The following is a 13,609-nucleotide window of genomic DNA, read 5'->3' as shown; positions in this document are numbered from 1 at the left end:
AATTATTTTTTCCAACGTCTTCCCGGGCAAATATTCCATTGTAAAATAGGGGCGCTCTTCGGCAAAGCCCCAGGCATACGTGCGGACCAGGCGCGGATGCTGAAATCTGTTCAACACCTGAAACTCTCTATGAAAACGACGATACACAGCCTTCTGATCCACCATTGTATTCAAAATTTTAAGCGCGCAATCCCGGTCTTGCTCCAGGTCCAACACCCGATACACCTCTCCCATGCCCCCGGCTCCCAGGTGCGCCTGGATTTGATATCTTTTATCGAGAATGGTGCCGATTTTAAACATGACCTCTTCTACTTTCTTCAGATCAACAGGTTCGACGATGTAACTACGGGGCAGTCATTCGCAACCCCGTTTCCAAAGTGATATTCGAATGGGCATAATATCAATTACTTAATTAACAGTATATTATAATAAGAGCGATATATCGTCCTAATACAATATATCGCCCTTATTAGAGAGAACAAGTCTATTTTTAATTAAAATAGCCGAACCGGTTATCCAGCAATCATTATATTTTTCAATGCGTCAAATTCATGATTTTTCCAACCTTTTTGGCAACATGAGGCACAGTTTGCTCTGTTGTATTTTTTAGACTCATCAAAAAACGGTGGGCAGAGTCATCAAACGACAGGCGATGCTGCTCGACATGCGTTTCCAGCATATCCAGATCGCGCAACACCTCGTCCTGTAGTGCGGGCAGGGGCATTATCCACAAACGCCTCAACAGGGTCTTCATAATCAAAATCGGGTCATGCGGATCTTGAGCCAAACGACTGTAAAAAGCCTCCAAAGGCAACTCCCAATACAACTTCTGAACAATAAGCCCCAGATATTCCCGGTTCTTCTCAGCAATATCGCTGGCGGAAAAGCGATCAGACGCCGAACCTCGATCACCCTCATGCCTGCGACACCGAAGCGTGGGTTGTTCAATCACGCCTATCTTAAACCCGGCGCGTATAATGCGAATCCACATATCGTAATCTTGCCCGCGAATCAAACGCTCGTCAAAACAGCCGACCCTGTCATAACACAACCGATGGGCAACCACAGTTGGACTGCACAACTCAAACCGCCCGAACAAATACATCACCATATCGCCTATAGGCGGCATCCTCGCTTCAAAAGACCGCACGGGCACATCGCTTCTCTCCCCCTCTATGAATTCATAGCCCGTATAGACAAACTTCAAATCCGGATCTTCTGCAAACTGCGCCGCGTGCAACTCGAGCTTATTTGGCAACCCAATATCATCATCGTCCAAAATCCAAACATACTCACCCGTCACATATTTCAGCCCCAGATTCACAGCAGACGCCTTTCCGCCATTTGCCTTTTCAACATAGCAAATCCGATCTCCAAACCGCCTGATCACCTCTGCCGTATCATCCGTAGAACCATCGTTCACCACAATGAGTTCAAAACCTTGATACGTCTGTTGCAAAACGCTCTCAACAGCCTCCACAACATAGTTCGCGCGATTATATGTTGGAATAATCACTGAAAATTTTGGTAGCATCAAACTACACCTCCTGAGAAAACGGAACAAAAAACCACGCCTTAAGGACGTGGTTTTTATTTCGTCTAAATATGTTACCCCGCTTTCCTAACCGGCATTCATCACTTCTCTAACACCTGCAACAATATTATCTCGATCAGGAAAAACGTGATCTTCCAACTGGGGCGTGTAAGGGATGGGTACATGGAGGGCGCAGACGCGTTTGACGGGCGCCTTCATCTTTGCAAAAGTCTCCACATCTTCGGTCGCCACAGCGGCAATCTCGGCTGAAGCACCTGCTGTGGGACCCGCCTCATCCGCAATAACCAGCCGCCCGGTCTTTTGCACAGACGCGCGAATAGCATCGCAATCGAGCGGCACCAACGTGCGCGGATCCAGCACCTCAACGGAAACCCCCTCCTTGTCCAGCACCTCCGCAGCCGCCAGCGCTTCGTGTACCAGCCAGGCCAGCGCGACAATCGTGACATCTGTACCCTCGCGTTTAATATCTGCTTTGCCCAAAGGCACGGTATAAGACTCTTCGGGAACCTCGCCTGCAAAATCCATCAGGCGATTGGACTCAAAAGAAATGACGGGATTATCATCCCGAATAACCGTTTTGAGAAGCCCCTTCATATCATAAGGCGTTGAAGGCAATATCATCTTCAACCCAGCCAGATTCATAAACATCGAATACGGACTCTGCGAGTGCTGCGCCGCAACCCGCCTGCCACCTCCAACCGACGTGCGGAAAGTAATCGGGAATTTCACCTGCCCCCCGAACATATAGTGGATTTTGGCTGCCTGATTCACAATCTGGTCCATCGCCACAAAAGAAAACGTAACCATACTCCAGTTAATAATCGGACGGAAACCAGAACCGGCAGCACCAACAGCGATACCCGTAAGCGCGCCCTCGGCAATAGGCGTAGCGCGCACGCGCTCAGACCCAAACTCTTTGACGAGCGCATCGGGCGCATCGGTTGACAGATGAAACGTCGTTGGATCGCGCCTCATTTCTTCTACAAGAGCTTCCATCCCGGCCTGTGCATAAGAGATTTTTCTCATCGTATTATCCTCGACTCACTCGGCAAAAACATCTTCGACGGCAGCTTCTAAATCTGGAAATGGACTCTCTTTGGAAAATTGCACCGACGCTTCAACCTCCGCGAGAATTTCACCATCCATCTCTTGCCACGCCTCCTGGGTAATACAACCCTGATCCATCAGACCCGCGACAAATCGCTCAATGGGATCTCTATCCTTCCATGCGCGGAGTTCGCTCTGCGGCCTTGGATCAGCCGCGCCAACCCTCTCCGTATGCCCTCGCCAGCGATAAGTCTTACACTCGATCAGCGAGGGACCCTCGCCCTTGCGCGCGCGGGCAACAGCCTCCTGAGCCGCGTCATAAACCGCCATCACATCATTCCCATCGACAACCACGCCCGGGATATCGTACCCCGCGGCACGCGCGGCAACATCGCTATGCGCCAGCGTACTCGCCGCCGGGGTGCTCGCCGCGTAAAGATTGTTCTCGCAAACATAGATCATAGGCAACTTCCACGCCGCAGCGATATTGATCGACTCGTGAAACGGACCTGCATTTGACGCCCCATCGCCAAAAAACGAGACCGCAACGCGACCCTTGCCCTCGAGCTGCGCGGCCAGGCCAGCACCCGTAACAATCGGTATGCCACCTGCGACAATGCCATTAGCACCAAGCATCCCAATGCTAAAATCGGCAATATGCATCGACCCCCCTTTGCCCTTGCAATACCCCGTCTCCCGCCCATAAAGCTCAGCCATCATACGCTTCAAATCCGCGCCCTTGGCAATACAATGCCCGTGCCCCCGGTGCGTACTGATAATCTGGTCGTCCGGATTGAGCGCGGCACAGACACCCGTAGCAACGGCCTCCTCGCCGATGTAACAATGGACCACGCCGTAAATATCCCCTGCGCGATAATCATCAGACGCACGCTCTTCAAAGCGCCGGATCGTTTGCATAATCCGCAGCATCTCAAGTTGTTTCTCTTGTGTAAGAGCCATAAGATAATCTCCACTATGCAGGCCTATCACCCTTTTTAACCGGCGCTGTTCGGCTATCAACGCCCGGCAACATTTTTGACGGATCTCTCGTAACAATAACATCGATAATCGTAGGAATATCGCGATTGGCAATACCCTCGACAAAAGCACCTTGCAACGCCTCGGGATCATCCACCCGAATGCCCTGACATCCAAGCGCGCGGGCTGTATTCGCGTAATCCGTCTCGCTCAAATCACTCGACTGATAGCGCCCCGCATACATATTGTGCTGAAGCGCTTTGACATAGCCCGAAGCCGCATTATTCACAATAGCGAGGGTAAACCCAAGCTCAAGACGCCGGGCTGTCTCCAATTCGCCCAGCACCATATTAAACCCCGCATCTCCCGTCAGACCAACAACGGGAGAATCCCCCGCAGCGAGTTGCGCGCCCATCGTACCCGGCAACCCGTAACCAATAGACGCAAATCCGCGATTGGCAATATACGTGCGCCCAGACCGGGTCGAATCGTAAAGCAAACCCGTCCAATGCGCGGCAAAACCACCATCCACAACGAGAATACCGTCTTCGGGAATCGCGTTTTGCAACTCGCGCACCACCCGCGCCATATTGACGGGTCTTTCGTCAGACGCATAACGCGGCTCCGCCTCGGCTCGCCAGGCAACCATCCGCTCTGAGACCTCGGTCAAATAAGCCGCGCGCACCTCCTGTATCGCCACCCGGTCAGAGGACAAACACGCCTGAAGATCGCGCAAGCCCTCAGCCGCATCGCCCCAGAGTGAAACGGTAGCAGGCGTGGTGCGCCCAATTTCCTCAGCCACAATATCGAGATGAATAAAAGGCACATCGCGCGGAATCAAATCATAGCGTTTCGTGGCAATCTCGCCCATCTTGCACCCAACCGACAGAATACAATCTGCAGACTCGATCAAATCGTTAGCAATCCGAGACCAGCGCCCGAACAGCCCCACGCTGAGCGGATGAATACAGGGAATCGCACCCTTGCCACTCAGCGTTTGCGCAACTGGAATACTAAAAGCCTCCGCAAAACTCTGCAATTCACAATACGCCCCAGAAAGATGGACACCACCGCCAGCGAGAATAATCGGCCGCCGGGCATCGCGCAATCGCTCCGCCGCGCGCGCAACCGCGTCTCGCCCCGGGCGCGAACGCTGTGCGGGAATGCTCAGCGTTTCTGGATCCACAAAAAAATCCGATTTGGAATAATCATACTCCCCATGTGCAATATCCTCGGGCACATCCAGCACAACAGGTCCCGGTCGCCCGGATGTGGCAACAGCGTACGCGCGTCGCACAAGCTCGGGAATGCGATTGCCGCTCTCGATCCGAATAAGAGCCTTAGCGGCTGGCGCCAAAATCTCCGTCTGACGCGCCTCCTGCGTCATATTCTTCCACGAATGCTCGCGATTGCTATTGCCCACAACAACAATAAGCGGAACACCCGCATTGAGAGACTCCACCAATCCCGTAACCAGATTCGTCGCCCCGGGACCCAGCGTACCATCGCATATACCAGGACGTCCAGTTACGCGCGCCCAGGCATCGGCGGCAAAAATACCACAGCGCTCATCATTGATCAACGTATGTGAAAGCCCCAACTCGCGCACCGCATCGTAAAAAGGCAAAAGTTGAAAGCCCCCCATGCCAAACATAGGCGCCGGATTGTGAAGGCGAAACATCTCAGCGAGCGCCTGCCCGCCATTCATGTGTACAACTGAAGACATAAAAACTCCGTATCCAAATACATAATGTAGGGGCGGTGCCCCCGTGCCCGCCCGTTGGGTGGTGGGGTTTTATACAAGCCTTTCCCCAAACTCCGGAACCGTCATCCCCGCTTTAACACCGCGTCTTTCCGCCTGTAAATTGACATACGACAGAACACCACTCTCCCATGCAGAAACCGCATCGCCGATACAGGCGGTCATCGCATCCACTGTCCCCGCGGGAATATCGGCGCGATCCAGAATCTCAAGACGCCGAACACCCGCCCGATCAACACCGACCCCCGCATCATTAAACACCGCGCCCCTCGCCTCTGCTGCAATCCCATAATCGGGCCTGCCCGCAATCGACCCTCCGTGCGATCCCGTAATAATAAATGCACCTGCATCGTCAGGCGTAACAAGTGATGCAGAATCACATGCAATCGTAAGAACAGGCACCTCTTGCAACACAGAGCGCGATTCCTCGTAGCCCGGTACATCTCCTCCAAATGGCTTACCATTACACAAAACCTCAGCAGCCTCTCGACAAGCCTGCCCCTCTTCACATCCAAGCGCACTAGCTATCTCATTGCAAAAACTGATGCGCCCGCGCTTGAGCATATCTGCTCCATCTCCAATACGCGCAGACGTATGTGCAATCGCGGCAGCAGCGAGTCCGAGACCTTGCAAATAATCAAGCGACCCAATCCCCGCATTATCCTTCCCAACACCCGCATCGTTAAAAATAACGCCCCGAAGACCAGCCAATGCTGCGAGATACCCGCAATACCGCCCCCCGTGAGAAGCGGCAACAAGAACGGTCCCCCGCAACTGCGAGCCGAGCTTTGTAATACTATCGGCAACCTGAACCGCATCCATAATAGCCTCTAATTGTACTATTGTATATATTTTTTTTACTTTTTATACGCATTTTATACCCATTTTATACCCATTTTTTTCTATTTTCAAATCTATATAAAACAAACACTTACAAAATTGATTGCGTCTAATTGCGTAATTGATTGCGTTTTTTGGTTTATTTTTTTTATTTTGACGCAATTCCAGATGGCGGTCGCCCTGGATACCAGCGAGTCCCTTTAGTAGCTCCGACTTAGAGATACGTTGTCCAATCAAATGGGTCAAGTCCAAATTTACTTTTAATGAAATGCTTATCCCGGTGGAGAGTACGTCTTTGCCGGGATCGCCCGGTAAAACTCGAGCTTCTCCCGGTCCAACCGGCCTCTAATCCCACTCAAGTGCGTCTCAATCAAATCTCGCCGCACAGATTCCAGATCGGGATCCTCAAACACATTGTTAAGTTCATAGGGATCATTTTGACAATCGTACATCTCAACCGGCTTCTCAGACGCGGACTCGACCACCAGCTTGTATCGCCCATCAAAAACCATCGTAAACCCATCGACCTCACTAAACACAGCGTCTTTGCCCTTTTGAGCGCCATCGGCATCCGGACCTGCCAACACCTGAGGTACAAACGAACCCCCATCACTATTTTCCAAAGACTCTGCCCCTGCAACATCTAAAACCGTAGCCGTGATATTCAGGCAATCCGTCAATCCTTCAGACGTCCACCCCGCCTGTCCCCCCGGAGGACGCACAACCAGAGGCACCCGTACAGCCATATCGTAAAAGACCCCTTTGTGGCTCAACCGATGATCCCCTGCCATCTCACCGTGATCCGAACTGTAAATAATCCAGGTATTATCCAAAATGCCCTTTGCCTCAAGAGCTGAGATAATACCCCCAATCGCATTGTCGATCAATGTAATCTTTGCATAATAATTGATAACCAGTTGTTTCTTCTCTTCTTCGGTCATCGTTTTGGCATCGCCAGCGCGAAAGAGCGACCGCACGATATATTTGGGATACGGTTCCTTGGGCAGATCCATAATACCCACAGGAATATCATCCATACTGTACATATCCCGATACTCCTGCGGCGAATCAAAGGGATTGTGCGGCCCCGGAAACAACACCTGCAGATAGAATGGCTTGTCGCCATCGTAATCGCGCACCCATTCTGCAGCAGTACGCCCGGTATAACTATCCAGATGACATTCAGAAGGCAATGGACAGGGCGGATCTTCCCAGGCCCGTGCCCTGCCCTCTTCCAGGCGCGTTTTTGACCTGACCACGTAGTCTCGATGCGTCTCCCACAAACCCAATGCTTCGAGATAATCCGAATACTGCGATTTGTTCACCCCCGATGCGTGTGGACCGTGCATCTCCTGAATATCTACAAACCCCCAATTTTCCAATATTGCCGTCTTTTCCTGACTTTTTGTTCCGCCCGTGTGCGTATATAAGTGGGTCTTGCCCACCAAGGCAGTATGATAGCCCGCGTCGCGTACATTTCGCACATGACTGGGACCGCGCTGATCGGCCTCAACGATATTCTGCCAAACACCGTGTTCCCGCACATACTGCCCTGTCATCATCGTCGCTCGCGCAGGCATACAAATCGGCCCATTGGTATAACACTGACTAAACACCACTCCCTCGGACCCCAGGCAATCCAGATGTGGTGTTTTGATCACTGGATGCCCGGCGCACCCCACCGCATCACCGCGATGCTGATCCGAATAAATGAAAACGATATTGGGTTTTGACATATACACCTCCAGTAAAGAACCCGAATGCTTGAACTGACACGCTCACTCGGTCGATTCGATGTCCCAACTAAAGCGATTATTGGCCGGATCACTATAATCAATATAAACCGTGGGATTTGTAGCGTTGAGATATTCCTCAAGATTGGTATAGCCGTCGTTGTCACGGTCTTTTGGGCCGTCTGCAGGATCAGCCGGGTTGAGTGCATAACGTTTCTCCCAGACATCAGGCATACCATCGCGGTCGGTGTCGGCAGGTGGTTGACCGGAAGCCAATTCGGGCCAGCCACCAACCGTTTTCTGGGAGTCGATAATGCCTGAACCTCCGCCATACGAACCACCGTAAGTGGCCGTGCCGAATTCTACCTCGGCGACGATACGTTTGTCGTACGTGTCACGGCTCGGGAGGATGGCACCGACGTGTTCCAGAACGCGCTGGTAAGCGCGTGCGGCGGAATCCGTATGTATCGGTGCGATCTCGAAAGGACCGTCGGCACGAAAATGATTGATAGGAAGATCATTACCGGGATGGACGCCGAGCCAATTGTCAGCAGTGACGTCGGGAGCACCCATAACGAGATTTCCAGCGACCCACCAACGCTCCAACCCTTCGGGACCTTCATCACCTTCATAAGGGTTGGTGAGACGGGCGCGCACGTTTTTGCGGGTTGCAGGACCGGGTTTGTAAACATTGTTGACCAGATTGATGCGAACATCGCCCTCGCCGCCGTAGCAGGAGTTGTAGCCCCAGTTATAGATGACATTGTTTCGCAGATCGACAAGCTGGACAAAGGGCTCACCACCTGCGATACGCGGGTTGCGGCTGGAGTGGTGTGCCAGAAGGTTGTGATGGTAACTGGCGCGCTTGCCACCCCAGATGCCACCGAAGCCGTGGGCACCTTTTATGTGCGTCGATTCTCGGAGGCTTTCTGAGATCAGGCACCATTGGACGGTGACGTTCTCTCCGCGATAGAGAGAAACGCATTCATCTACACTCCAACTGGCTGAACAGTGGTCGATGATGATATTCTTATGATACCGGCTGCCGATGGCGTCCATATCTTTTTCCGAAGTATCGCCAAGGCGAACACGCAGAAAGCGCACAATAACCTCGTCGGCATCAATGCTGAGCTGATAGTCGGCCAGGCAGATGCCCCCACCAGGAGCGGTCTGGCCAGCAATGGTGATATAAGGCTCACTGATCTTGAGTGGACTGCGAAGATGGATTGTGCCGCCGACTCGGAAGACAACGGTGCGGGGCCCAGTGGCTTCTACGGCGGCGCGAAGGCTGCCAGGACCACTGTCGTTGAGATTGGTAACCTCAATGACGCGACCACCTCGACCACCAACGGTTTGAGCACCGGCTCCTTCGGCACCGGGAAACGCAGGGATCGCAGGGACTTCGGCACCCGGAGCCACACCAACGGTAGAGAAAACAAAAGCAGCTATGGTGAGAAACATAGATGGTTTCATAACACAAATCCTTCTGTTGAGATAAGGGCGCGGTGGCGATGACCGTCAAGAGCACCACGTGAAATTTGCATATTGGGATTCCTTTAAAAATCAACGGGGAGGCATCGCTAAGTCAATGTCTCCCCGTCACTTTTATCCCTCTTATCGGAAAACTCTTTTGTCACACTTCCGCAGAAGCAGGTCGGATTGGTTCAACACGCTCGTGCCCAATCACCTTTCGGGCATACAGGAGGCAGGCCTGAATATCTTCATGTGTCAGCCAGGGATAACCTTTAAGCAGCACCTCGGGGGTATCCCCTGCTGCGAGCATGCCAAGGACATGTTCAACGGCAAGCCGACGCCCTCGAACAATAGGCTTACCCCTAAAGATCTTCGGGTTGATCGTAATTCGTTCCAAGAGTTTTTTTTCATCCATCTTTCACTTTCCCTCCGTTTCTGAATTCCTTTCTCTAAAAGAGATAAGTTATCCACTAAAACGGTTCAAGTCCAGTTAGAACAAAATATACTCATGTTATTGTACACATCCAAGATACAAAATCCGGACCTAAAATCTACCAATTGACCAAATGAACGATATAAAATATCTGTAGAGAGAGTTTTGGGCCTTGACGCCTTTTCGTTTGACATTCGACTTCGGTTCATATACATTTCAAACCCAATGAGGACGGACATACTACTCTCCGGGAAAATTAGAGGACACATCTCCGGATTTTGTAGAAACGGCCTCAAAAAGAGCATTCCAGAAACTCATAAAAACAATAATTAAATTGGGTGGGCGATTAGCTCAGGTGGTTAGAGTGCTTGCTTGACATGCAAGAGGTCACTGGTTCAAGTCCAGTATCGCCCACCATTAAAAACAATGGGTTACGCTAATTTATGCGCAACCCATTTTTCTTTAGTGTCGTGTCCAAAATTAATAGAGATTGAGCAGAGATTTCTCAAACTATCCAGAAGTGTCGATCCTCAGTCTCAGTCTTGTGCTATAAAGGGTTCCTCGATTGTTGCCAATCTGCATTTAAAAACGAAAACACCTCAACATCGAAAAACTCACCGGCTCTAAAAGTATGTTGCCTCAGTGTACCTTCTTTTGAAAAACCGACTTTTTCAAGGACGCGTGTAGAACCATAATTCCTGGAAATTGACCTTGCTTCGATTCGATTCAATTTGAGGTGTTCAAAACCGTATTCTACAATTGCAGCGACAGCATTTGTCATAATTCCGCAGCCCCAGTACTCTTTTGCGAGGTAGTATCCAATTTCGGCTCTTGAATGTGTAGCCTCGAGATAAATATAGTGACATCGACCAATGGCACGATTATCCTCGGTTATAACCCAATAAATCGATTGTTTCTTTTCAAACTGCTCAATCATAAGTTCAATCCATGATTGGACCTCTTCAAGCGTTTCTGCATGTAAGCTTGTAAATTGGGTTACCTCTTTATCAGACATAAAATGGTAGAGAGAGCGTGCGTCCTCGGGTTTTATTCCGCGCAGGTTATAAGATCCAATTGGGAAGGATGGGACTTTCGATGGAAATTGGTCTGTTTTCATATTCGGAGATGGTTTCGGTAATTGGCAGCACGCACAAATTCAGTCACAACAGACAGATTGGGATCTGAACATGAAACGAATCGGTATTCTGGCCTACGGTTCTCTAATAGACAATCCAGGTCCAGAACTTGGCCCGAACACGGCTGCAAAAATCAAAGATTTCAATACGCCATTTATGGTTGAATTCGCCCGGAAGAGCCGAAGCCGCAATTATGCACCCACTTTAGTTCCGGTCGCCGAGGGTGGTGCTTCTGTTAAAGGCGTTATCCTAATATTAAGAGACGGCATATCTGAAACTGAAGCTAAAAATATGCTCTGGCGCCGGGAAACGAACTGTTTTGACACTCGAAAAATTTACCAACCCCATGCAAACCCCGGTGATAATAAGGTGTACGCGGAACCGCTGGAAAATTTCAAGGGCATCAATGTGGTTTATTACGCCCGAATTGCCGCTAATATCCAACCCTTGACACCAGCACACCTGGCAAAGCTGGCTATTCAAAGCGTCAGCTTAAAAAAGAAAGACCAGGGACGAGATGGCATTAGCTACCTGATCAATGCAAAAGCAAACGGTATTCAAACGCCTCTCATGCCCGCATACGAACAGGAGATTCTACAGCGGATGAACGCAAAAAATCTCGAAGAAGCCCTGTCCTCGCAAATCAACCTGTTGAAAGAAAATGCTGGGTCATCAAGAGCCAAATGAGAGCACGAGGAAGATCAGCAAGTGAAAGATGTTCGAGAACATCGCGCTTACCTTCCTACAAGCGCGTCGTATTCCTCCAACTGCATACGGAGTTCCTCATATTGACTTCGCAATGCATCCTGATGAGCTTTCTGAAGTAGAGGATGAATATTCTTATCTTTAGTTTGAGCCAGCTCCGCCAAAGCGCCCTCAAACTTTCTCATCTGGGCCTTGGTGATCCGATATTGTCTCTCATTTTTGATCATATCTGCTCCCCACTTAAGTCTATGGTGTCTTGCGGAATCGAGGTCGAGACCTTGGAGATAACCTCACCACCTTCAGAAAGTATTTCGGCGATTTTATCCAGATATGCTTTCAGGGACAATCCGTGACTTCTTGCCAGAATCCCCAGCGTATCCACCTTTGTCCGTTCTCCCTTTTCGATCCTGCGCACCTGGCGTTCCGAAAGGCCATGAATATCGGCTTGCCTAAGCCCGCATTGTTTTCGAAATGCGGCAACCGCCTCCCCGAACCGAATGTCAGACATCAATCTTTCCCGATCCTTTTTCTCCCGCCACATATCATCTTTCAGGTAGCGAACAACATCCAGGTCGATATGTACATCAGCCTCAGGCCAGTGAATATAACTGCCTTCGCTGGAGAGAGTAAATGAAGAACGCTGTTCTTCTGGAATACGCTTGAGTGCTGGCATTTCTTCAAAGCCAACTCTGAACAGGGTATGGTCACAAGCCACGACAAAAAGCTCATCATCAACGACCTGTGCAGTGGCAATCAACTGATCCGGACATCCAAGACTCCAAGCCGTGAGCTCATAAAGTGGTAAAAACTGAGCACCTTCGTCTTCTCAGACAAAAAGGGTTCGAAGATGGTTTCGGTGATTGGCAGCACGCACAAATTCAATGACAACAGGCAGATTGGGAACAGAAATGAGCACAAAAATATCCCGAGAATTTATCCTTAGCAATAAAAATCTAACTTTTTAAGCATAATATCAAGCCTGTAGTTGTGGAAATTCATCTTGCAGCCATTGGTTCACAAAGCTACATTTATTTAGATTTTTCAATCGTTCTATACGTTCGCTTGTTGTTCGGCTTGAAATGAAGATAACAGGAGCATCAAATATGGCAGATAATATACCAATCGAACACCGGTTCCATTTTGACCTGAGTGGCTTTCTGATCCTGCGCAACGTATTGACACCCGAAGAATGTGAAACCACTCTGAATGTCCTGTCTGATTTGGAAAGCCGGACATACAAAGATGAGTGGATGGCTTCTGCACCCACTTTTGGCAGACCAAAACCACTACCAACCTGTGATAAGAGTCGAGAATTGCAGATCCGTTTGAACGGTCTCTTACGGCTTGATCCCGTTTTTGACCTGATGATCGCACATCCGAAAGTCGTGCCTTATCTGAAGGCATTTATGGGCGAACCACAACTCATCAACACCTGGTCGATTTCTAAATTCAAGGGCGCGCAACAGGGGGGATGGCATCGCGGCGTGCCAACGACGGATTACAGTTATCGAAACGGCGATATTCGCTCTCGAATGCTCAATACCGTATATTTTTTAACAGATAATGGATCCGAAGACGGGTGCGTGGTGGCTGTACCGGGTTCACACAAGAGCAATTTTGATCTGAGCTGGCAGGAATATCAGGGATTGGATCTTCCGGGTGCCGTCGCAGTAACGGGCAAGGCAGGCGATGTCTTACTCTTTTCCGAGACCGTCATCCACAATGGACTGCCCAAGACCACAGAGCCAGTGCGATCCAATCTGTATTTCAACTACACACACGCACACTATAATGTGATGATGCGCGAGCCGCCAAATGGATACCACAGATGTCTTCCGCCAGAGATCCGCGAACGATTTAATGAAGCACAAAAAGAGATGACGCGGTGGATGGAATTGGCAAGGTGGGATATGTAGCACTCGTTGGATAACGCTGCATCATCGAAAG

The 13,609-nt window shown here is 50.2% G+C and carries 14 protein-coding genes and 1 tRNA gene; 3 read left to right on the top strand and 12 right to left on the bottom strand.

Annotation, left to right across the window (positions count from 1 at the left end; translation table 11 throughout):
* The 9 genes from OXG87_16735 to OXG87_16695 all read right to left on the bottom strand — a co-directional run.
* A partial coding sequence (locus tag OXG87_16735; GenBank protein ID MCY3871198.1) for a protein kinase occupies positions 1 to 300 on the bottom strand: 300 nt, incomplete at its 3' end.
* A gap of 235 nt (positions 301 to 535) precedes the next feature.
* Positions 536 to 1,534, bottom strand: a complete 999-nt coding sequence (locus OXG87_16730; protein MCY3871197.1) for a glycosyltransferase — start codon at positions 1,532 to 1,534, stop codon at positions 536 to 538.
* 87 nt (positions 1,535 to 1,621) lie between these two features.
* Positions 1,622 to 2,581: an alpha-ketoacid dehydrogenase subunit beta gene (locus tag OXG87_16725; protein ID MCY3871196.1), complete on the bottom strand. Its 960-nt coding sequence runs from the start codon at positions 2,579 to 2,581 to the stop codon at positions 1,622 to 1,624.
* 15 nt (positions 2,582 to 2,596) lie between these two features.
* Positions 2,597 to 3,562, bottom strand: a complete 966-nt coding sequence (locus tag OXG87_16720) for a thiamine pyrophosphate-dependent dehydrogenase E1 component subunit alpha (protein ID MCY3871195.1) — start codon at positions 3,560 to 3,562, stop codon at positions 2,597 to 2,599.
* A gap of 13 nt (positions 3,563 to 3,575) precedes the next feature.
* Positions 3,576 to 5,306, bottom strand: a complete 1,731-nt coding sequence (locus OXG87_16715) for a thiamine pyrophosphate-binding protein (GenBank protein ID MCY3871194.1) — start codon at positions 5,304 to 5,306, stop codon at positions 3,576 to 3,578.
* A gap of 69 nt (positions 5,307 to 5,375) precedes the next feature.
* Positions 5,376 to 6,164, bottom strand: a complete 789-nt coding sequence (locus tag OXG87_16710) for a hypothetical protein (GenBank protein MCY3871193.1) — start codon at positions 6,162 to 6,164, stop codon at positions 5,376 to 5,378.
* 290 nt (positions 6,165 to 6,454) lie between these two features.
* Positions 6,455 to 7,918, bottom strand: coding sequence for a sulfatase-like hydrolase/transferase (locus OXG87_16705; GenBank protein MCY3871192.1), 1,464 nt, complete (start codon positions 7,916 to 7,918; stop codon positions 6,455 to 6,457).
* A 42-nt stretch (positions 7,919 to 7,960) separates the two neighbouring features.
* Positions 7,961 to 9,388 (bottom strand): pectate lyase, encoded by a 1,428-nt coding sequence (locus OXG87_16700; GenBank protein ID MCY3871191.1) that lies wholly within the window; start codon positions 9,386 to 9,388, stop codon positions 7,961 to 7,963.
* 160 nt (positions 9,389 to 9,548) lie between these two features.
* A complete protein-coding gene (locus OXG87_16695; protein MCY3871190.1) occupies positions 9,549 to 9,803 on the bottom strand; it encodes a DUF433 domain-containing protein in 255 nt (84 codons plus the stop codon).
* Between the two features lie 358 nt (positions 9,804 to 10,161).
* On the opposite strand from OXG87_16695, the gene OXG87_16690 reads away from it, so the two are divergent.
* Positions 10,162 to 10,238, top strand: a tRNA-Val gene (locus OXG87_16690).
* A 130-nt stretch (positions 10,239 to 10,368) separates the two neighbouring features.
* Here OXG87_16690 and OXG87_16685 read toward each other — a convergent pair.
* Positions 10,369 to 10,938 (bottom strand): GNAT family N-acetyltransferase, encoded by a 570-nt coding sequence (locus OXG87_16685; GenBank protein MCY3871189.1) that lies wholly within the window; start codon positions 10,936 to 10,938, stop codon positions 10,369 to 10,371.
* 70 nt (positions 10,939 to 11,008) lie between these two features.
* On the opposite strand from OXG87_16685, the gene OXG87_16680 reads away from it, so the two are divergent.
* Positions 11,009 to 11,644: a hypothetical protein gene (locus OXG87_16680; GenBank protein MCY3871188.1), complete on the top strand. Its 636-nt coding sequence runs from the start codon at positions 11,009 to 11,011 to the stop codon at positions 11,642 to 11,644.
* 47 nt (positions 11,645 to 11,691) lie between these two features.
* Here the strand turns inward: OXG87_16680 and OXG87_16675 are convergent, their stop codons facing one another.
* Both OXG87_16675 and OXG87_16670 read right to left on the bottom strand, forming a co-directional pair.
* On the bottom strand, positions 11,692 to 11,889 hold the full coding sequence (locus OXG87_16675; GenBank protein ID MCY3871187.1) for a hypothetical protein: 198 nt from the start codon (positions 11,887 to 11,889) through the stop codon (positions 11,692 to 11,694).
* Positions 11,886 to 12,419, bottom strand: a complete 534-nt coding sequence (locus tag OXG87_16670; GenBank protein ID MCY3871186.1) for a DUF2442 domain-containing protein — start codon at positions 12,417 to 12,419, stop codon at positions 11,886 to 11,888. Before OXG87_16670 ends, OXG87_16675 begins: the two co-directional genes overlap by 4 nt.
* Before the next feature lie 346 nt (positions 12,420 to 12,765).
* On the opposite strand from OXG87_16670, the gene OXG87_16665 reads away from it, so the two are divergent.
* On the top strand, positions 12,766 to 13,578 hold the full coding sequence (locus OXG87_16665) for a phytanoyl-CoA dioxygenase family protein (GenBank protein ID MCY3871185.1): 813 nt from the start codon (positions 12,766 to 12,768) through the stop codon (positions 13,576 to 13,578).
* Positions 13,579 to 13,609: the final 31 nt, after the last annotated feature.

This window comes from Gemmatimonadota bacterium (genome assembly GCA_026706845.1).
Classification (GTDB): Bacteria; Latescibacterota; UBA2968; order UBA2968; family UBA2968; genus VXRD01.
Note: the sequence above shows the minus strand (reverse complement) of the source record. Positions and strands in the feature narration are given on the sequence as shown.

Excerpts from the sequence above, each read along its gene's own strand:
- OXG87_16665 (MCY3871185.1), top strand. The coding sequence starts at position 12,766 with ATGGCAGATAATATACCAATCGAACACCGGTTCCATTTTGACCTGAGT.
- OXG87_16725 (MCY3871196.1), bottom strand. The coding sequence starts at position 2,581 with ATGAGAAAAATCTCTTATGCACAGGCCGGGATGGAAGCTCTTGTAGAA.
- OXG87_16700 (MCY3871191.1), bottom strand. The coding sequence starts at position 9,388 with ATGAAACCATCTATGTTTCTCACCATAGCTGCTTTTGTTTTCTCTACC.
- OXG87_16720 (MCY3871195.1), bottom strand. The coding sequence starts at position 3,562 with ATGGCTCTTACACAAGAGAAACAACTTGAGATGCTGCGGATTATGCAA.
- OXG87_16710 (MCY3871193.1), bottom strand. The coding sequence starts at position 6,164 with ATGGATGCGGTTCAGGTTGCCGATAGTATTACAAAGCTCGGCTCGCAG.
- OXG87_16730 (MCY3871197.1), bottom strand. The coding sequence starts at position 1,534 with ATGCTACCAAAATTTTCAGTGATTATTCCAACATATAATCGCGCGAAC.
- OXG87_16705 (MCY3871192.1), bottom strand. The coding sequence starts at position 7,918 with ATGTCAAAACCCAATATCGTTTTCATTTATTCGGATCAGCATCGCGGT.
- OXG87_16680 (MCY3871188.1), top strand. The coding sequence starts at position 11,009 with ATGAAACGAATCGGTATTCTGGCCTACGGTTCTCTAATAGACAATCCA.
- OXG87_16715 (MCY3871194.1), bottom strand. The coding sequence starts at position 5,306 with ATGTCTTCAGTTGTACACATGAATGGCGGGCAGGCGCTCGCTGAGATG.
- OXG87_16685 (MCY3871189.1), bottom strand. The coding sequence starts at position 10,938 with ATGAAAACAGACCAATTTCCATCGAAAGTCCCATCCTTCCCAATTGGA.
- OXG87_16695 (MCY3871190.1), bottom strand. The coding sequence starts at position 9,803 with ATGGATGAAAAAAAACTCTTGGAACGAATTACGATCAACCCGAAGATC.
- OXG87_16675 (MCY3871187.1), bottom strand. The coding sequence starts at position 11,889 with ATGATCAAAAATGAGAGACAATATCGGATCACCAAGGCCCAGATGAGA.